This window comes from Virgibacillus sp. MSJ-26, from assembly GCF_018918075.1.
GTDB lineage: Bacteria > Bacillota > Bacilli > Bacillales > Amphibacillaceae > MSJ-26.
Genome location: NZ_JAHLPW010000002.1, coordinates 298,054 through 318,712 on the forward strand (window position 1 = coordinate 298,054; position 20,659 = coordinate 318,712).

At 37.7% G+C, this 20,659-nt stretch carries 19 protein-coding genes; 18 read left to right on the forward strand and 1 reads right to left on the reverse strand.

All coding sequences use genetic code 11. The features are described 5' to 3' along the window. The first annotated feature begins 18 nt into the window (after positions 1–18). The 5 genes from KQI49_RS01880 to KQI49_RS01900 all read left to right on the forward strand — a co-directional run bounded on the left by KQI49_RS01880 (position 19) and on the right by KQI49_RS01900 (position 4,227). Positions 19–693: a TorD/DmsD family molecular chaperone gene (locus tag KQI49_RS01880; RefSeq protein WP_216486269.1), complete on the forward strand. Its 675-nt coding sequence runs from the start codon at positions 19–21 to the stop codon at positions 691–693. 79 nt (positions 694–772) lie between these two features. Further along, positions 773–1,681, forward strand: a complete 909-nt coding sequence (locus KQI49_RS01885) for a 4Fe-4S dicluster domain-containing protein (protein ID WP_216486271.1) — start codon at positions 773–775, stop codon at positions 1,679–1,681. Between the two features lie 161 nt (positions 1,682–1,842). Then, entirely contained in the window at positions 1,843–2,031 is a 189-nt protein-coding gene (gene tatA / locus KQI49_RS01890; protein WP_216486272.1) for a twin-arginine translocase TatA/TatE family subunit, read from the forward strand. A 344-nt stretch (positions 2,032–2,375) separates the two neighbouring features. After that, positions 2,376–3,023, forward strand: a complete 648-nt coding sequence (locus KQI49_RS01895; protein ID WP_256438980.1) for a response regulator — start codon at positions 2,376–2,378, stop codon at positions 3,021–3,023. 193 nt (positions 3,024–3,216) lie between these two features. Beyond that, complete coding sequence (locus KQI49_RS01900; protein ID WP_216486275.1) at positions 3,217–4,227, forward strand: PAS domain-containing sensor histidine kinase; 1,011 nt, start codon at positions 3,217–3,219, stop codon at positions 4,225–4,227. Positions 4,228–4,605: 378 nt separating this feature from the next. Here KQI49_RS01900 and KQI49_RS01905 read toward each other — a convergent pair whose 3' ends face one another. After that, entirely contained in the window at positions 4,606–5,652 is a 1,047-nt protein-coding gene (locus tag KQI49_RS01905; RefSeq protein ID WP_216486277.1) for a C45 family autoproteolytic acyltransferase/hydrolase, read from the reverse strand. A gap of 714 nt (positions 5,653–6,366) precedes the next feature. On the opposite strand from KQI49_RS01905, the gene KQI49_RS01910 reads away from it, so the two are divergent. From KQI49_RS01910 to KQI49_RS01970, 13 genes are all read left to right on the forward strand, one after another. Then, the gene (locus tag KQI49_RS01910; protein WP_216486279.1) at positions 6,367–6,945 is read left to right on the forward strand and encodes a TetR/AcrR family transcriptional regulator; all 579 of its coding nucleotides are present in this window, start codon (positions 6,367–6,369) and stop codon (positions 6,943–6,945) included. A gap of 9 nt (positions 6,946–6,954) precedes the next feature. Then, on the forward strand, positions 6,955–8,271 hold the full coding sequence (locus KQI49_RS01915; RefSeq protein ID WP_216486282.1) for a purine-cytosine permease family protein: 1,317 nt from the start codon (positions 6,955–6,957) through the stop codon (positions 8,269–8,271). Next, entirely contained in the window at positions 8,268–9,362 is a 1,095-nt protein-coding gene (locus KQI49_RS01920; RefSeq protein ID WP_216486285.1) for an S-methyl thiohydantoin desulfurase family protein, read from the forward strand. The genes KQI49_RS01915 and KQI49_RS01920 overlap by 4 nt, the downstream gene beginning before the upstream one ends. After that, positions 9,362–10,963 carry an ROK family protein gene (locus tag KQI49_RS01925; RefSeq protein ID WP_216486288.1) on the forward strand — a complete coding sequence of 534 codons (1,602 nt, stop codon included), beginning with the start codon at positions 9,362–9,364 and terminating at the stop codon, positions 10,961–10,963. The genes KQI49_RS01920 and KQI49_RS01925 overlap by 1 nt, the downstream gene beginning before the upstream one ends. 312 nt (positions 10,964–11,275) lie before the next feature. Then, positions 11,276–12,538 carry a GTPase family protein gene (locus tag KQI49_RS01930; RefSeq protein WP_216486290.1) on the forward strand — a complete coding sequence of 421 codons (1,263 nt, stop codon included), beginning with the start codon at positions 11,276–11,278 and terminating at the stop codon, positions 12,536–12,538. Between the two features lie 394 nt (positions 12,539–12,932). Beyond that, positions 12,933–14,186: a M20/M25/M40 family metallo-hydrolase gene (locus KQI49_RS01935; protein ID WP_216486293.1), complete on the forward strand. Its 1,254-nt coding sequence runs from the start codon at positions 12,933–12,935 to the stop codon at positions 14,184–14,186. Positions 14,187–14,200: 14 nt separating this feature from the next. Continuing rightward, entirely contained in the window at positions 14,201–14,992 is a 792-nt protein-coding gene (locus tag KQI49_RS01940) for a DUF3100 domain-containing protein (protein ID WP_216486296.1), read from the forward strand. Next, positions 14,989–15,471, forward strand: coding sequence for a hypothetical protein (locus KQI49_RS01945; protein ID WP_216486298.1), 483 nt, complete (start codon positions 14,989–14,991; stop codon positions 15,469–15,471). Before KQI49_RS01940 ends, KQI49_RS01945 begins: the two co-directional genes overlap by 4 nt. A gap of 269 nt (positions 15,472–15,740) precedes the next feature. Then, a complete protein-coding gene (locus tag KQI49_RS01950) occupies positions 15,741–16,517 on the forward strand; it encodes a MurR/RpiR family transcriptional regulator (protein ID WP_216486300.1) in 777 nt (258 codons plus the stop codon). Positions 16,518–16,763: 246 nt separating this feature from the next. Then, complete coding sequence (gene pfkB / locus KQI49_RS01955; RefSeq protein ID WP_216486302.1) at positions 16,764–17,699, forward strand: 1-phosphofructokinase; 936 nt, start codon at positions 16,764–16,766, stop codon at positions 17,697–17,699. Then, complete coding sequence (locus KQI49_RS01960) at positions 17,692–19,104, forward strand: PTS fructose transporter subunit IIC (protein ID WP_216486304.1); 1,413 nt, start codon at positions 17,692–17,694, stop codon at positions 19,102–19,104. Before pfkB ends, KQI49_RS01960 begins: the two co-directional genes overlap by 8 nt. After that, entirely contained in the window at positions 19,104–19,565 is a 462-nt protein-coding gene (locus KQI49_RS01965) for a PTS sugar transporter subunit IIA (protein WP_216486306.1), read from the forward strand. Before KQI49_RS01960 ends, KQI49_RS01965 begins: the two co-directional genes overlap by 1 nt. Positions 19,566–19,619: 54 nt before the next feature. Continuing rightward, positions 19,620–20,483, forward strand: a complete 864-nt coding sequence (locus KQI49_RS01970; RefSeq protein WP_216486309.1) for a Cof-type HAD-IIB family hydrolase — start codon at positions 19,620–19,622, stop codon at positions 20,481–20,483. Positions 20,484–20,659: the final 176 nt, after the last annotated feature.

A 20,659-nucleotide genomic window follows, 5' to 3' on the forward strand; every position in this document is an offset into this window, starting at 1 on the left:
GATATAGGAGTGTTTATCATGACAAAATCTTGGGCGGAAGTATGGGCTTTTCGGACAAAATTATACAGTTTCTTGGCAAACTGTTTATTGGAATGGATTCAAGAAGAGGATAAAGAAGTTCTAACATCTAAGTTTTGGAAGGACTTTCCTCTTGTAGCTGCCAATCCACAGCTTGAAGCAGGGTTGGATCAGTTAATATCTTGTACGTCTCAATTGGAAAAGCTCAGCACGCAAGAAGCGTTAGAAAAGGTATCAGTTGAATTCACAGAATTATTTATTGGAACGGCTCGTCCGAAAGCACCGCCAATTGAATCCTTTTATTTTTCAAACAAAAGAAGAATTTTTGCTGAAAAGACAGTTGAAATGAAAGAAATATTAAATAAGCACGGATTGGAAAGTACGAAGAAGGACAAGTTTCCAGAAGATCACCTCGGTCTTCAGTTATTACTGATTGCTGTCAAAACGGAACAATTGAATACATTAAATCCAGATGAAAAGCGTTCAGCTATTAAAAAACAAATATCATTTATAGACGACCATTTATTGTCTTGGCTACCTGGAATTTGTAATGATGCAAAGGAGCATGGACAAACGGGATTTTATGGGGGATTGCTTGAACTCATTTGGGGGACATTGCTATGGGATAAAGAATTGCTTGAAGAAGGTGCCGGCAGTCCAAAATATGTATCCTAAGTGATGACTGACGCTAAGGTTGAACAGAAGGTTGGGATAACTACCCGGCCGAGAACGGCAACAGGTGGAGGTGGTTTCAATGGTATTAGCACAACTTTTAGGTAACTGGTTTGAAAGCTTAGATTACAATTATCATATTGCATCCCATTGTTCTCGACACGTAAGTCCGCGCTCTACCTGTACGGCATGTATTGATAGTTGCCCTGTTGACGCGATTAAACTTGAAAATGGAAAGCCGGTCATTGACATAGAAAACTGTACAGAGTGTGGCGATTGTGTAGCTAGCTGTCCTGTACAAGCAGTTGAAGGATTTTTGCCAAAATGGAAGATTCAAAATGAACGTTTATTTATGGATGAAAATCGAATCCCTACTGTAAAAGAATTGCTCATTTATTATAAAAGTGGCATTTCGACTCTTGTTAGTGAAAAAGAAGCCATTTCTCTTGAGTGGAAAAAGACGATTGAAGAGGCAAATCAAATGTTGGACTCTCTTGGAGAGCCCCCATTTCACATAATTTTTGACCAAGCTGCTCTTTCCGGTGAAAGCAAACTATCGCGCAGGGAATTATTTTTGTTATGGGATACGGAGCTTAAAAAAATGGGCACAGATATGACGCCAGCTAAATGGCGTTTCAATCATGAGAGTTTGAATTTATCTCAAAAATATCCTGACTATCAATTTACCAAGATATCATTAGATACAACAACATGTACAGTTTGCGGAGCGTGTGAAAAACTATGCCCTAAAGAATGTTTAATCATTGATAAAGATCATTTTTCCATTTCCGCTCAACAATGTACGAATTGTTCGTTATGTCAGGATATTTGTCCAGAGGGAGCCATTTCCCTAAAGCAAATGATATCCCCTGCAACAACAATAGAACAGCAAGTTTATTATAATGAATGTGCCTCATGTGAAGAGACGTTTGAAACCCTAAATCAAGAGAATAATTTATGCATGTTTTGCAAGATGAAACAAAGGACATAGGTATGACTATGTTGTTAACCACTTCTGGAGAATTAATGTAATCATATGACTAGGATGACGAGTGCAAGTGGATTGAATGAAGAAATTCTCAGAGTAAAACGTGAATCCGCTAACAAGTTCTCATAGTCATATTTTTAAAAAATAGAAAGGAAGTGCTTTGTATGTTATCCAATATTGGCATTCCAGGATTAATTTTAATTCTGGTAATAGCTCTTATCATATTTGGGCCAGCCAAACTACCTGAAATTGGTAAAGCGGCAGGCTCAACGTTGAAGGAATTTAAAAAAGCAACGAATGGCCTGGTGTCAGATGATACGAAGAAAGACCAAGATGGGGATAAGCAAAAATAAGAGTTGACGTTCACTTCTAGCCTCTTTAAAAGATGCGGATCCGTAGAACAGGATCAGTCCATTGCTTTGGTCTGTAAATGTATGGTTTTGTAGTCTTGCTTAAACACCTCAGGGTATTTCCCTGACTCAAATGGATGGATTACCCTGATGTCTGTTTTTATTACTCTTCTCCTGTCATAACAAAATGCTTCCTCTTTGGTTCAAGGTCAATGAAGTTCCTGGGACAGAATAGTAGGTAGTATTTTGCGCTTATATCTGAATCATCTTATAATAAAAAGAAGAGAAACTATCCAATGAAGGGATGTCTCTTCTTTTTGTTTATATATTTCAGGAGGGGATTTTGATTGATAACTATACTGCTTTGTGATGACCATGCTGTTGTGCGCATGGGATTAAAAATGCTATTAAATCATCATCCGGAAATGGAAGTCGTTGCTGAAGCATCTGAGGGAAATGAAGCAATCAAAAAATCCCTTGAACTGAAACCGGACGTAATTCTTATGGATTTGAGCATGCCAAACGGAAAAGATGGTTTGTCCGCAACATCAGAATTGAAAAAAATGCTTCCTGAGTCTGCCATACTCATTTTAACCATGCATGATGATGACGAATATTTGTTCCGCGCGATTCAGGCGGGTGCCTCTGGGAGCGTGCTCAAAAGCGCGCCACATGAAGAGCTACTCACAGCCATCCGGACGGTTTCTACAGGAGAAGCTTATCTGAGTCCCGTTGCAACGAAAAAACTGATGGAAGAATACCTCGGCAATGTGCAACAGGGGGACACAGATACGTTTAATCTTCTTTCCGATCGGGAAAAAGAAGTACTTGCATTAATAGCAAAAGGCTATTCCAATCGTGAAATCGCCGAACAACTCATTATCAGTGTAAAAACAGTTGAAACACATCGAAGCAACCTGATGGAAAAATTGCAGATGAAAACAAGGCCAGAACTTGTGAATATTGCACTAAAAAAAGGACTACTCGGCATGTGAACCACTATCTTAAGAGGAAATGAAGGTCCGTGTCTTTGGTTACTGGTTTCACTATTCCGAGAATGATGTTCTAAACAATTTGAATCTATGGCTTGTGTGTGAAAGGCGAGTCAATTTGTTTGTGTAGATTGGAGCGTTTTTTGACTGGACTCTGATTAATCACGTTGTTTTAAAGGGCAGAGGAGGATTGTTTATGTTCAACAGACAAAGCAGAGACACTGTCAGTGAACTGGCCGATTTTAAATTTGCGCTTGAAGCGTCATCTATCGTGGCCATTACTGATCAAAGAGGCCGGATTACATATGCTAATGATAAATTTTGTCGACTTTCCAAGTATTCACGGGAAGAGTTAATTGGACAGGATCATCGCATCATCAACTCTGGCTACCATCCACCGGAGTTTTTCAAGGATCTTTGGCAGACGATTGGAACAGGGAATGTGTGGCAAGGTGAAATTAAAAATAGAGGAAAAGACGGGAGCACTTACTGGGTAGATACAACTGTTGTTCCCTTTTTAAAGGAAAATGGTAAACCCTATCAATACCTTGCCATTCGTCACGAAATAACGAAACGGAAAAAATTTGAAGAAGAGCTGAAAGTGATGATGTCCCGCATTATGGAAGTGCAAGAAGAAGAGCGAAAATTCTTATCAAGAGAATTACATGACAGTCTAGGCCAAAACTTGTACAGCCACCAAATTACAATTAACCGGCTTAAAGCTGAAATGAGTCATCCGCTGCTTGATCAAATGGAAACAGAAACAATGGAAATAATGAAAGAAGTACGTGGTATGTCATGGGAACTCCGCCCATCTGTACTCGATGATTTGGGATTGATTCCAGCGATTCGTTCTTATATCCAACATTTTATTGATTATTATAGGATTACCACAAGTTTTGATAGTTCGCTGACGCAGCGGTTAGGACCAGAAAAAGAAACAGCCATTTATCGGATCATTCAGGAAGCCATGACAAATACACGTAAATATGCGGAAACAAGCGAATTATTCATCACCATCCGTGAACGGGATGAAAGTGTGCGTGTCATGATAAAAGATGAAGGAAAAGGATTCGACATGGCTAAAGTCACCCGAAATGTTGGGCTGTTTAGTATGGAGGAACGGGCCCGTGCTGTGGGTGGGGAGATAATAATTTCATCAAAACCAGGTAGCGGAACGACTATTATTCTCGATATTCCTGTGTAGAGGAGCCTCGCTCTAGATGATTTTTATATTTTTATCACAGGTTAACTGACTGTAAGATCCTACTTCAAGGATTCGAGGGGAATCAAGAATTATAAGTGGGGAATCAACAGCCAGTAACAGCTCGATTCGTTCAACTAACAATCAGTGGGGGAAGTATGAAAACCCCCACTGATTGATGTTTCACTTTATGGAGAGGCTGAACTTCTTGTGAGTCATGGGGTTAGCCGTATTTTATCATGGGATAAGAGTGTTTATTGCTGCGACCTCGTCTTATTATCCGGTGAGAGTGATTAACGATTTTTCCTACCTATCTCCAATAACTATTAGTAGTAAAAGGGAAGGATAAGCATACGGGAACTGATGGTTTTCGTGAGTCATTTATAATATTTCCATGTTCACAAACGGTTTGGTATAGTCCAACTCACCTTTCATTCTTTTTACACGAATATCGAGGCCTTGGAGCCATTTTTGGAAATCAAAAATGACAGGCAACTGATTGTGACCAATTGCAAACCAAGCTTTCATTTCTTTTGGGAAATAAGCGGCGGTGTGAATGGTACCGGCTGCCGCATCGTATTTCTTTGAAAAGACGTCATATTGTGGGTTGTTCATAACTCGAAAGGCTTGCATTGGGTTTGTGGCGTGTTTTTGCTGTTCTTTGATCGTTTTTTCTCGTTGTCTTGTTTCATCTTGGCGATAGCGATTTTCTTCATCAAGCACATGGAAGTGATTGGTACACACATTCGATTGCCGTGCCACAACTTCTCTTGGAGAAGCTTCAACTACGAATGATTTGCCACTCGGGTCTAGAAGCACGTAACTGAACGAGTGTCGATGAGGTATCTCTTTGAGTAAATTGATGGCTTCCTCAACGGTTGAGCAATTTTCAAGAATGATTCGTCCAATCATATTACACAGAAATCCGTCACTGGATTTTTTACTATGAGTAAAGTTGTAGCCAAGAGCCAAGCCTTTTTCGTTCATCCCGTCGATACGACCGGTGATTTGCATTGAAGGACCAATTACCGCATATCCTTGATCAGTTGGCTGGTATAACATATACCTTCCTTCATAACTCATCGGATTGGTGTCATAATTTCTCACCATAAAGTCTGGGTCCGTAAAAATTGAACACCCACTCTGGACAAACTCACGGTAGTAGCCCCCAAAAAGTCGGTATGCCTCTATCAGATTCATATTTAATGCATCAGCGAGTCCATGGATTTCCTTTAAAATTGCTGGAGAAAATTGCTCCATCACGTGTTCAAAACGTTCTTTATCAATGATAAAATGACGGTCTTTCTTAGGTCCCCATTGTTTTTCGCGGTTCTTGAGTATGGGGGAATCCTTTAACGACTGTCCTTGGTAAAACCCGAAATCGTAGTGATTTCCTCGATATTGAATCACATCAGTGAAATAATTCATCGCATTCATTCCTTATCATTTGCATCTTAGTGTCAGTGTAAGTGATGAGTGAGGGAAAGGGAATTGGAATGCTTGGTGGAGGCTTGTTATGATGGCTTTTGATGTGTTGGGGTGAGTGGATCCATCACTATCTTCTTCATTTTGATTAAATAATCAAGTAATGTCCAAGCAATGCCCCAATTGGTTCTCATTCAACATTGATAGCCCTCGTCCTCACCACGCACAGCGACTCCCGCCTGTCTGGCACTTATAATAGAAATTGATCACAGCGACACCTCCTAATAAAATAAAGTTATAATAATGATACGGAGTTGATATGTCATGAATATAAAACCATCTGCTTTCATTCGCAATAATTATAATGAAATTTCTTCTCTCTGTAAGGAAACGGGAGAACCGGTTTATTTGACTAAAAACGGGGAGGGAGATTTGGTTGTCAATATTTCTGCTGCATTTTCCGAGATAATCATCTCAACTAACATATAAAAGAAAGTACCAGATATAGACATTTTTAATTATGTCTTATCTGGTATTTTTTATGTTTTACTTCCCATCCCCACGGGCTTTTTATACCCCATAAGGTCCAACTTCCCAATGAAAACGCATTCAAAATAATTATATTAATTACAACAAAAATAATTTTCTAAATATATTGACGGTATAAAAAAATGGTGCTAATATTGTTAACTAACAAACGTTAGATAGGAGATAATAATGACAAAAAGCAAAATAATGGAAGCAACGATTAAGAATTTTTCGGTATATGGCTATCAAGGAACGACGATGAGAAAGATTGCCGAAGAAGCGGACATTAAGGCGTCATCTATTTACTACTTTTTTTCGAATAAGCAGGAGTTGTTTATTGAAGTAATTCGATTTATCCTTGATCACCACTTTACAAGTATGAAATCCGTTTTTGAGATTAATAAATCCAAGCAACTTCATACTTTATTTTCAGAATTATTAAAAGGCATTGTGTCCCACCATTTAAAAAGTGAGAGAGAAACGAAAGCCTATATTATGATTGTGAGCTCACCGATACGAGATTTTAAACTAGAAGTGCAAGATTACCTTGATTCATATAATACGTGGTTAGTTGATCACTTGATGGAAAACATTGGAGAAAAACATCCGAATTTACATAAATCGGAGGTTAAATCCATTATTGATCACTTCATTTTTATAGGTAATGGATTGTTTTGGGGTGTTGTTATTTACGAAGAGGACGACATTGAAAAGAACCTTGAGTTAGGTATTAGTTTAATGAATCAGTACCTCAATCAAATATTGTAAGGAGTGAGCATGGTGGATGACAATAAACTAATAGAGGATTATGAATTAAAGCCAGTTCCCGACGAGGAAAGGCAAGGTTGGTTTAAACAGACGATGGTATGGATTGCTGGAATTGTTGCTTTATCAGCGACTGCTTTAGGTGGAGCGCTTGGCAGTGGTATGAGTTTAAATGAAGCTATTATTGCGTCAATTATCGGAACATTCCTTCTATCCATGTTGAGTGCTCTTTGTTGTGCGGTGGGTGCGAAGACGGGTTTATCAACAGCACTAGTATCATCTTTTGCCCTCGGCAGATACGGTTCCATGGCAGTTTCAGTCATTATAGCCTTATCATTGTTTGGCTGGTTTGGTGTTCAATTAGATTTGTTTGGATCGAGTTTGAATAAGGTAATTTTAGACGTATTTGGAATAAATATAGCACCAAGTATCCTGATCATTATCGGTGGGATATTAATGACTCTAACGGCGTGTATAGGTTACCGGGCGATTGAAAAGTTGAGTCTTGTTGCTGTTCCTTTACTTGCCATCTTACTAATCGGATCGGTCTTTGTTGCGAGTAAAAGTTTCACTTATAAAGAATTGAATGATATTGCTATTACGACAGATCCCTTGACAATGGGAATGGCCATTTCTTCTATTATTGGTTCTTTAGCAGTTGGAGCTATTATAGGCCCGGATATTTCACGATATGCTAAATCGGTAAAGGATGCAGCGATTTCTGCATTTCTAAGCTATTTTATTGGGTACTGTATTGTTTTAATTATTGCAGCTGTGTTAGCGAAAGCGACGAGCGAAGTAGATGTCGTAGCGATTATGATTGGTATCGGTTGGGGGACTGGAGGCATGCTCGTCTTGATCCTCGCTCAATGGACAACGAATAATACGAATATATATTCTTCAGCCTTAGGTTTTTCTGTCATCTTTCAGAAAATCCCAAAATATATTTTAGCCATTATTGCCGGGATGATTGGCACAGCGTTTGCTATATTTGGAATCTATGATCATTTTATACCGTTTTTAAATGTATTAGGTGTGCTTATACCGCCAATTGGAGGGATATATACTGCAGATTTTATTGTAAGACATCATCAGTATAATTTTTCAAATATTGATTCCATAGTTAAATTCAGAGTGAATAGCATGGTGACATGGTGTGTTGCTACAGTTCTAGCATTTATGACAACACCTCGTCCAACAGGTTTTGGATTATTTACTATTACGGGTTCTGCATCTATTGATGCATTTTTAGCAGCATTTATAATGCAATTGATTGTAGGATTTTTCCTGAAAAGTAAACAAGTAGACTTCAAGGAGGGTATCGCATGAGATTAATAGGTAAAGAAGAAATAGAAAATATAGCTATCGGTGCAGCATTGTTAGGTACAGGCGGGGGAGGTGACCCGTTTGTTGGAAAAATGATGGCCTTACAAGCGATTGAGGAACATGGCCCTGTCACATTGTTGGATGTGGATGAAGTTAAAGATAGTGACGTCATTGTGCCTTCAGCGATGATGGGAGCTCCGACTGTTTTAGTTGAGAAAATACCGAGTGGTGATGAGGCGTTACGAGCGTTCAAGTCTTTGGAAAAAGTATTGAATAAAAACATCAAAGCAACCATGCCGATTGAAGCTGGTGGGGTCAATTCTTTATTACCAATCGCACTAGCAGCGACGATTGGTCTACCGGTTGTCGATGCGGATGGTATGGGAAGAGCCTTTCCTGAATTACAAATGGTTACATTTCATTTGAATGACGTCAGTACAACGCCGATGGTTTTAGCAGATGAGAAGGGCAATAATATCGTGTTGGAAACGGTAGATGGTAAGTGGGCGGAAAAAATAGCCCGTTCAGCCACGATGACTATGGGTGGATCAATCATGAATGCCATCTATCCAATGACTGGGAAGCAAGTTAAGGAGTCAAGTATTCGTCATTCACTGACACTAGAAGAAAAAATCGGACGTACGATTAAAGAGGCTAAAGCAAATAAATACAATCCAATTACGGAGCTTTTAAAATTGTTAGACGGCTTTCATTTATTTTCGGGTAAGGTCACCGATATTGAACGCCAGACTGATGGTGGGTTTGTGCGTGGGGAAGCTAAGATTGAAGGTTTAGATGATTTTAGTGATGAGAATTGCTACTTGAATTTTCAAAACGAACATCTTTTAGCAAAAACAGACAAAGAAGTTCTTTGTATGACTCCGGATTTAATTTGTGTCATCGATACTGAAACTGGACTCCCTATTACAACAGAGGGATTGAGATATGGTGCGAGAGCCACTGTTATTGGTCTTCCTGCCGATGAAAAATGGCGTACGACAAAAGGAATCGAAGTAGCAGGTCCAAAATATTTCGGTTATGACTATGATTATACTCCAGTAGAAACATTGAATGAAGGGCAGGCGGTTAAATAATGAATTATCGTTTAGGTATTGATGTTGGTGGGACGAATACAGACGGCGTTCTATTAGATGAAGATATGAACGTTATTCAATCTTTGAAGACGCCTACGACAGAGGACGTTGAAACTGGTATTTATAATACAATTGATGAACTTATTGAAACAGCGCATGTGGAAGTCGACAACATTAAGTTTGCCATGCTCGGGACAACCCAGTGTACGAATGCGATTGTCGAGAGAAAGAAATTAAACCGTGTGGCGATTATCCGAATTGGGGCGCCAGCAGGTACAGCGATCAAGCCGCTGACTGGGGTTCCTGAAGATTTAAAAAAAATGATTGGTAATTACACCTATATAGTCGAAGGTGGACATGAGTTTAATGGTGATGAAATCAATACGTTAAATGAAAGTAAAATTCATTCGATTGCAGAGGAAATCCAAGGCGAAGTGGATTCGATAGCTATCACTTCTATTTTTTCTCCAGTCAACAAGGAGCATGAACTGAGAACGCAGGAGATTTTGAGGGACGTTTTAGGCGATGATATATCCATCTCTCTTTCAAGTGAAGTAGGAAGTATTGGTTTATTGGAACGAGAAAACGCAACAATCTTAAATGCGTCAATCATAAATGTTGCCAAAACAACCGCTCAAGGATTTGAAAAAGCGTTAGGAAATAAAGGGGTTGAGGCAAAAATATTCTTTTGTCAAAACGACGGGACGTTAATGTCAAAAGACTATACATTAAAGTACCCTATATTAACGGTTGCCTGCGGGCCAACGAATAGTTTAAGAGGGGCATCTTATTTATCAGATAATAAGAATGCGATGATTGTAGATGTTGGTGGTACAACGACAGATATTGGGATGCTTGTAAAAGGCTTTCCTAGACAATCTTCAATTGCAGTTGAACTAGGTGGCGTTCGCACAAATTTCCGGATGCCTGATATCCATTCGATAGGTTTAGGTGGCGGAACAGTCATTCGCTTAGAGGGAGATTCATTTAAAATAGGCCCTGATAGTGTTGGGCATCGATTGGACAAGGAAGCATTAGTATTTGGCGGCTCAACTCTTACGGCAACAGATGTAGCGGTGAAGTTAGGAGTAGTTGAACTCGGCAATCCAGAAAATGTGGCCCACTTAGACACTGATCTTATTAAAAGAGTTTATCAAGAAATGATGGGCATGGTAGAAGAAGCGATTGATAAAATGAAAACAAGTGCTGATGATATGCCAGTGGTGTTGGTCGGCGGTGGAAGTGTACTATTTTCTGGTAAATTAAAAGGTGCGTCTCATCTTCACAAACCTGAAAATGGGGGAGTCGCCAATGCGATTGGCTCAGCCATTTCCCAAATTAGTGGTGAAATCGAGAAAATCTATTCTATCAGTAAGGAAGAAAGAGAAGAAATCCTTAACCAAGCAAAACAACTAGCTATCACAGAAACAATCAAAGCAGGGGCTAGCGCAGAAACGGTCGAAATAGTCGATATAGAAAATGTCCCACTAGCCTATCTTCCAGGAAATGCAACAAGAGTCAAAATCAAGGCAGCCGGGAATTTGGCGATGAATCAGAAAGAATCGGGGGGAGTGAAGAAAAGTTTTGTGGTAGAAAAATAAGTGTGATTTGGAGAGAAGCATGAGGGGACTTGTGCTTTTCTTTTTTGTATTTGATTGGGAAGATTTTCATTTCTTGTTTTTTAGTTATACAGTAGTTAGCCGTAGCTATTTGTTGAGCAGGTGTCCTGTATGCTTCGACCTTAATCAATTAATGTAGTGATTATTTATAACGATTTTTCCGAAATTATACGATGAGATTTAAAACTTCATTTTATTATTGAGTTATGCTGGATTAAATTGAACATAACAAGGGAAACATAAGTTTTAAAAGATGATACTAGTCCCAGTATGTATATAAAAGGGGGAGATATTGTGGCAATTGATAAGGAGAAAACGAAAGAATTTATTGATTCAATTGATGAATTGTTTGAATCAATCCCTGTCAACAATGAGGCGTTGAAGAAAAGGATAAGGGATCTAGTTCTCGGTCCAGCGTTAGAGGATGTAAAGAGAGTTATTGATGAGAGTAGGCCGCCTGTATTAATGGTTATCGGAAGAAGTGGGCATGGAAAATCTTCTCTGATCAATGCTTTAGCTGGGAAAGAGGTTGCTGCTGTTAGTGATTTCAAGCCACAAGATCCTCAGGTTGAACCTTATCTCATAACGTTTAGCGAAGAACATTCAACTTGGAAAGTGGTGGATACGAGAGGAATATTCGAGTCTACGAAACCAGATAGGGCATTGGAGGAAGATGCTGTTTCTGTGTTGAAAGATAATATCCTCAAACATAAGCCGGATGTCATTTTACATGTGGTTAATATGCCTGAAGCTAGAGCGATGGAAAAAGATATGGAATTCAGGATGGAACTGAAAGACTTTATTAAAGATCGTCTGAGTTATGATATTCCGCTCGTTTTGATCTTAAATAAAGCTGATACCTTTAAAAATCCGAGACAATGGCCTCCTGAAGAGTTTCCTGCAAAAGCGAACGATCTTAATGAACAGATGGAATATATTATAGAAGATATGTTGCAGGCTGAAAAAATTCCTTTGAATGCGAATATACCATACTATGGTTATGAATTAATTGAGAGTGATTATTTAGGTGTCATCCCAGTCGCGTCACTGGAAGGTGATTTGTGGAATATTGATACATTATCCGATTTTATTGGCGAAAATTTACATGAATCAGCGAAATTAGATTTTGCGCAAGCTCAAAAAAGAAAAGGCCCTTTGAAAAAAATTTCTTCATCCATTATTAAGCGTTTTTCAACGATAGCCGGTGGCATTGGGACGACACCTATTCCGGTGGCTGATATAGCCGTGTTGGTGCCTGTTCAATTATTGATGATTAGCTTGATAGGCGCTCTATCTGGCAGAACAGCCTCCAAAGAAACGGCGTATGAATATTTAGCTGCTGCCGGCATTAATATCGGAGCGGGATTTGGTCTTAGAGAAATAGCACGACAGGCAACTAAGATTATTCCAGTGGGTGGCATTGCCATTTCGGGGACGATTGCTGCCACCAGCACATGGGCCATTGGTAAATCAGCTGAGACTTATTTTTTTAGTCATGAAATTAAGCCGCCTAAGGTTTTTAAGAAGGCTGCTAGGAAAGATGATGGTGGTAGTTAGATTCGTGATAAGAATTTTTTTCAAATAGGAATTAATAGGATTATGCTTTGTAATATGCGGTATTTTAAATAATCTAGAGCTAGAATGATAAAAGAGTTATTCAATGAAAGATATAAAATGAAAAGCCGCCAATCTTTATGTTTAGCGGCTTTTATGTGTATGATGTTTGCTAAATGGATATAACCGGTACAATTTTAATTTAAAGTCGAACATTTTTAATAAAAATATGAAAAAAGTACGGATTTTATAGAAATTTTATGTTACGATAAAAAATGCAAAAGATACATAGGATAAGTTTTTTATTTTTAATTAATGACAAGGTAGTTCATACATTTAATCAGATGTTGTCTGTTATTGTTTTGTACAAGAACTGCCTCTTTAGGAGGAGATTATTTTGATTTTTAAACAACAATACGAAGAAATAAAGCAACTTGCTGAAGATATATATCATCAGCCGGAGTTGGGGTATAAAGAAGAGAAAACTAAAAAGCGTATTGTTCATTATTTGCAAAAGGTTAATCCAAATATTGACATAGAAGAGTTCAGTCTAACAGGCTTTAAAACGAGTCTTGGCAGTGGAGACTTGCATGTGGCGTTTATTGCTGAATTAGATGCGGTTTATACACCTACTCACATGTATGCGGATAAGAAGACAGGGGCAGCACATAATTGTGGTCATTACACCCAAGTCTCGATTGCTCTTGCTTTATATTCTTATTTAATCAAAACCGAAGCTTATAAGGAGCTAGATTATAAAATAAGTTTTATTTTCGTTCCTGCTGAGGAATACCTTGATTTAAATTATCGTGATGAACTCATCGAGAAAGGCTATATCACGCATTATGGTGGAAAACCTGAAGCGATGAAATTAGGCGTTTTTGATGATATTGATGCTGCATTATGTGTTCATGCCATAGGTGGTGAGTTCACGAAAAGAACAATTAATATGAACTCTGATTTGGCTGGATTTTTATATAAAAAATATCAATTTAAAGGAAAGGCAACACACGCAGGATTTGATCCGTTTTCTTCAAAAAATGCCTATAATATGTCTACTCTTTTTAATGTTGCTGTCGGTTTGGCACGACAACAGTTTAAAGAATCTGAAATGGTTCGAGTCAATCCGATTGTTATGAACTCGGATATGTCAACCAATGTAATTCCTAGTCAGATTACAGTAGGTACGGATTTACGTACGCGCTCTATTAATTACTTGAAGGAAACGGCCATGAAACTAGATGACGCTGCTAAAGGAAGTGCTCAAAGCTTACAAGGAGAAGTTGATATCAAAACGCAAATGGGTTACTTACCTTTTATTCAGAATCGGTATTTATCGACTTTTGTTGAAAAAGCCTTTGAACATAATGAGGAAATCGATGTTTTGTTGGATGACGACCCTATTAGTGCAGCAGGGGATATCGGTGACCTTTCGTATATGATGCCATGTATACAAATTGGTTACAGTGGCTTTACAGGAACGATTCATGGTGATGATTTTATTGATGTGGATCCCGAATTTATTTATGAAATATTTCCTAGGTTTTTAGCATCGCTGTTAAAAGAAATGAGTGGAAATATTGATGAAACAAAATTATACAAGAAATCTTATGACGAGTACATGAAGGTTATTTCTTCAATCATAGATTAAGCGGGGGAGCACTAATGAAAAATAATTTGGCTTATATCATTGTTTTTGCGTTAATCGTCGTATTTGTTTCAGAGATGATTGGATTTCAATCTATTCCGATTGGAAATGTCTCTATCGGGGTACTTCCACTTGTTTTTGCAATTGTTATCACGATGATTTTTGGAATGAAATTTTTCCGCAAAGGATTTTGGAAAAAGGTTTATAGTGAAGGGAATATTAATTTTTCAAGTAAATATTTAATTTTTATTATGCTTCCTCTAATGGCAAGATATGGGGCTGACGTGGCACCCAATATACGTGAAATTATCTCAATTGGTTGGGTGTTTATTATTCAAGAACTTGGTAATTTAGGGACTGTATTACTTGGTCTACCTATTGCTATTTTGATAGGTCTACGTCGTGAAGCGATTGGGGCAACGCTTGGTATAGGTCGGGAAGGCGAGTTAGCCTATATTTCGGAAAAATATACACTTGATTCTGATGAGGGAAGGGGCGTTATCTCTCTCTATGTGATTGGAACCCTATTCGGTGCTATTTTCTTTAGTGTCTTTGCTCCAATATTATTAAGTTTTGGGTTTGACATCGAGGCCCTTGCTATGGCATCTGGGGTAGGTTCTGGCAGTATGATGAGCGCTGCATCAGCAACGCTTGTAGCGTCCAATCCTGATATGGAAAGTACCATTTTAGCTTTTGCATCAGCAAGTCAATTATTAACGAGTTTTCTAGGTACATTTACGATGATATTCCTGGCGGCTCCACTACAACAAGTTATGTATAAATTTATGGTAAGGCGTGATGCTTCATGAGTATAAAAAATCAATACGTGAAATATGGACTCGTCCTATTGTTAAGTGTCGGAATGATATTATTCACACAAGAAATAAAGTTGCTAAAAGATCCAACCTCTACACCAGTAACTATGATGACCCTATATGGCCTTTTATGCTTATGGACATTTTCTATGATTGGTATTTTTATTTCACACTTAATGAAGAATGTTCGTGTGACGTTCATACGTGAATTTCCCATTTTAGGGTGGGTATCCATTACATCATTAATATTATGTCTCGTGTCTGATTTTTTCGTTGAAGCGATTCAAGCTGTTGATTTCCTGTCCATCACAACGCCGATTTTGACATTTGCAGGCATATCGGTCGCTAATCGTTTAAAGGATTTAAGAAAAACATCATGGAAAATTGGCATTGTCGCCATTTTTGTCTTTTCAGGCACGTATATAGGAAGTGCACTCGTTGCACAATTAGGATTGTTTCTTTCTGGGAATTAGAACTCTTTTCTATCGCAGGTTAACTGGCTGTAAGATTCCCTCTGAGTGAAGTTTCACCTTATCTTACCTGAATATAGATTTGTGAGTGCATCTTTAAAGGTAACGCATCCCTTTTAAGATGCACTTTTTGTTATCCATATATGCCTTTCACTTTGACGCCGATTATGCAGGTGAAAGTACTAATCTACATATTCCATTTACGAAAAAAGAATCTCAATTCAATTTGTGCTACGATAATATAAACAAATCATTTGTTAGGAGTTGCGAGAATGCAGGATATGATTTTTGACATTTCCCCTGATAAATACAGTACCTTAAGCGAGGCAGAGCGTTATTTATTAAATTATATTTATGAACATTTAGAAGAGATTTCCACAATGTCCATCGTTAAATTGAGTGAGAATGCGAGCGTATCTACGGCAACTATCGTTCGTTTGATGAAAAAAATTGGCTATGACGGCTATACTTCTTTTAAATATACTATTCATGAAAAAATGGGGACCTCTGAATCTCACAAGGAACTGGAAGATATTGATATTAAAATAAAACGAGCCATTCTAAAAAATGAAAATGAAGTGATCAAAACAATTCAAATGGTTTCAATCGGAACCATTGAGGATGCGATACAAAAAATTCATGACTCGCAAAAAATCTATATTTTTGCAAGAGGATTTTCGGAAATGATCGCAAATGAAATGGCGACTAAACTTCAATTGCTAGAAAAAAATTGTGAAGTCCATAATGATCCGAATATCATTAAACTTAAATCTCAAAAAGTGAAGAATAAAGAACTTGCTATTTTTATTTCACTGAGTGGCGAGACGCAGGAATTGATTGAGGCATGTAAAAATTTACGAATTAATAATATCAGCACGATTACGTTAACATCTAAAATGGACTCGTGCTTAGCAAAATTATCAGAATTGATTCTTCTAGGATATAAAGATTCGCACTCCTATTTTCCTGATTATGAAGTTCGTTCTAGGCTTCCACTACAAGTGATATCGAGAATATTGCTGGATGCCTATGTGATTCGTATGAAATGATTTGCAAATTAATATCAAAATGAATTCAGTAGTTATGGAGGGGTTCAACCAATTTTAGGTGGAACGCCCTTTTTTTGAATTCGCACTAACTTTTCGAAATTCTAACCTATAAAACTACGAGCAACAAACCTCCTCTATAAAAGTTAATTAGATACTTTCCTTTGCGATGTAATCCTTTACATAATCTGAAAACATTTACATACTTTTTTGTGAAATAATAGATATATAGTTAAGGGAGGTGAGTGGATGATATATACATGCACGTTAAACCCAGCAATTGATTTATTTGTTGAAACAGATGATTTACTGCCTAGTAAAGTAAATAGAACGCAATCTGAAGACTATCAAGCAAATGGAAAAGGTGTCAACGTCTCGATCATCTTAAAAAAGTTAGGAATTAGTAGTACAGCGCTTGGCTTTAAAGCAGGTTTTACTGGAGCTTATATACAAGACGAGTTGCACGCTATGGGTATTGATACTGATTTTGTTGAAATTGATGGGGTTACACGAGTGAATATATTTGTCCATACTGGAGAACAGGAATATAAAATTGTGAATCGAGGTCCTAAAGTAGATTCACATGCTTATAACGAAATGATTGAAAAGATAAATTCCTTACCAGACGAATCAACATTATTTGTCTCAGGAAGTGCTCCGAGAGGCGTTGATGAGTCTATATATAAAGAAATTGCCAAGATAGCTTTTGATAAACAAATAGATTTAATTCTAGATATCAGTTCTGAGGTGTTGATGGATTGTTTACAATATAATCCATTTCTCATTAAACCAAATAAAGAGGAATTGGCTCATTTTTATGGTAAAGAAGATTTGACGGAAGATGACATTATTTACTACGGGCATGATCTCTTAGACAAGGGAGCGAAACACGTCTTAATTAGTTTAGGGGAAGATGGAGCTATTTATATCGATAAAGATCATTTGTTGAAAGTGTCGTCTCCTGAAGGAAAGGTCATCAACACGGCATGTGCAGGAGATACAATGCTAGCCATGTTTTATCAAAAAATGCAAGCAGGATTTTCAGTTGAGGACTCTATGATTTACGCTTCGGCAGCGGGTTCTTCAACAGCATTTTCAAAAGGGTTAAGTGACTTGGAAGATATTAGTGAGTTAATTAAACAGATCAATACTATAAATTTAAAGGGAGGAAAGACTAATGAGTAAAGTGAAAATTGTGGCCGCTACTGGTTGTCCTACAGGCATTGCGCATACTTTTATGGCAGAAGAATCGTTGAAAAAAGCTGCTGAAAAGTTAGGTGTTGAGATTAAAGTAGAAACACATGGTCAAGTTGGCGTTGAACATCAATTAACAAAGCAGGAAATTCAAGAAGCAGATGGGGTTATTATTGCTGCTGATAAGGATGTAGATGCTGGACGATTTAAAGGTAAACCAGCCATTGATGTTTCAGTAAGTAAAGGGATTAAAGATGCAGAAAACTTAATTCAACAAATTATCGATGGAAAAGCACGGCCATATAAGGGTAGTAGTAAGAATGAGACTCCTGAAAAAGAATCGTCTGAGACTGACTCTGGTGGGGTTGGAAGAGCTATTTACAAGCATTTAATGAATGGTGTCTCTCATATGCTTCCCTTCGTAGTCGGAGGCGGTGTTTTAATTGCTGTATCTTTCTTATTTGGTATTCATTCAGCGGAACCGGATCACGAAACATACAATCAGTTTGCCGAGTTTTTAAATAATACAGGAAACGTGGCATTTGGCTTGATGGTGCCTATTTTAGCAGCATATATTGCTCAATCCATTGCCCAACGTCCAGGTTTAGTGGCTGGTTTTGTCGGAGGCATGATTGCAGATACCGGCGGCGCAGGTTTTTTAGGAGGAATTGCAGCTGGATTTATTGCTGGTTATATCATTCTCTTGTTAATAAAGGTATTTAAAGGATTGCCAAAAACGTTGGATGGTTTAAAAGCAATTTTTATTTATCCATTATTGGGTATTCTTTTAACAGGTGGTGCCATGTATTTAATCGTTGGTCCCATGACTACTATTAATGAGGGCATGATGAGTTTTCTATCTAACTTTCAAGGTTCTAGTCCAATTCTTTTAGGATTAATCGTTGGATGTATGAGTGCTCTTGATATGGGAGGCCCAGTTAACAAAGCCGCCTATTTAACAGGTACTGCATTGTTATCGGATGGTAATTTTTACTTTATGGCAGGGGTTTCTGCTGCATGTATCGCACCCCCGTTAATTACTGCTTTTGCAACGGTCTTTTTCAAAAAGTATTTTAATGAACAGGAAAGGAATGCTGGCTTAGTTAACTTTATTCTAGGGTCAACGCATATTACTGAAGGTGCTATCCCATTTGCTGCAAAAAACCCATTGGTTGTTATACCAATTCTAATGGTCGGCTCATCTATTTCTGCCATATTGACTTATTTATTTGCTGTTCAAGTTCCTGCCCCACATGGTGGATTCCTTGTACTTCCAGTTGTCACACATGGATTCCTTTGGGTGCTTGCGATTTTGATAGGCTCCCTCGTCGGTGGATTTCTCTTCGGTTTTTATAAAAAACGTTACTATGAAAAAAATGAGGTAGGTGTTGAATAATGGATTTATTAAATAAACAATTAATTAAATACAACTCACAATTAACAAATAAAGAAGAAGTATTCAATGAAATTGCATCCCTTGCTGTCAAGCAAGGGATAGCAGCTAATAAAAAACGTGTTGTTAAAGGATTAATTAAACGGGAAAAGGAAAGTACAACTGGTTTTTTTGACGGTTTTGCTATTCCCCATACAAAGGATAAAACAATCAATAAAGCATCAGTCGTTATTATAGTAAATGAAAAAGGACTTGAATGGGAGTCGATGGATGGAAAACCAGCAAGATTTTTCATTTCCCTTCTTATTCCTGAAAAAGAAGCAGGATCAACACATTTAAATTTACTTGCAACGGTGTCTAAAATGCTTGTAAGTGACGAGGCTCGAGCTGAACTGCTACAGTTAGACAGTGCTGACCAGGTATTTGATTATATAAATGGTCATCTAGAGGAAGCCCTCAATTAGTTGATGCATTTAAAGTGTTGAATTAAAAAATCTAAAAAGTGGAGGGCTTGAGATATGGGTTTAATAGCCATTGATTTAGATGGTACGTTAATAAACAATCAACATGAAATAAGCGCAGAGAATATTAACGCGATTAAACAGGCGCAAGAACATGGCCACACAGTGGTCATCGGAACAGGAAGAGCATATTTTGATGTTCAAGAAATTTTAGGCAAAGCTAGCTTATCTTTATACACAATCGGAGCAAATGGAGCCACTGCTCACTCTCCATCAGGCACATCAATTTTATCGGTTCCCATGCCAAGCACAAAGGCTAAGAAAATAGCCATGTGGCTTGAGAAAAAAGATATCTATTATGAAGTCTTTTGTGAGAATGCGATTTATGTTCTTAAAGGAGCCAGGGATATACTTTTTCAAGAAGTGGACAGTTTGAGAGATAAGGTTTCTAATGAGGATTTTCAATTTATAAATATGCATCTAGAAAAGCAATTAAGTCAGACTGGTTATGTTTTTGTAGATAGCTTTCAGGAAATATTTGATACGAAAGATAAAATATACAATATCCTTGCTTATTCATTCATTAATGAAAAACGTGTGACAGGCATAAATGAGTTCAAGGAAGAAAAAGAACTGACGTTAGTAACTTCTTCACCATTCAATTTTGAGTTAGAACACCAAGAGGCCTCAAAGGGGAATGCTATTGCATATTTAGCCAAAGTGCTGAATCTTGATTTGAATGTGTCGATGGCTGTGGGAGATAGTGAAAACGATATCTCTATGTTTAAGGTGGTTACCGATAGTTTTGCAATGGACAATGCAAGTGATGAAGTTAAAGGTCATGCAAAACATATCACTAGTAATAATGATGAGAACGGGGTAGCTAAAGCAATATATCAATTTATAGAGTTAAATAAATAATAATCTGCAACTGGAATAATTGTTATAAAATAGCACTATTTCATAGGAGGTATATTCATGCAACGAACACAAGGAAAACAAAAAGGTTTAGAAGCAATTTCAGATAAAAATGGCATCGTATTAGCCACAGCCATGGATCAACGCGGTTCACTTGGAAAAATGATTCAATCTTATAA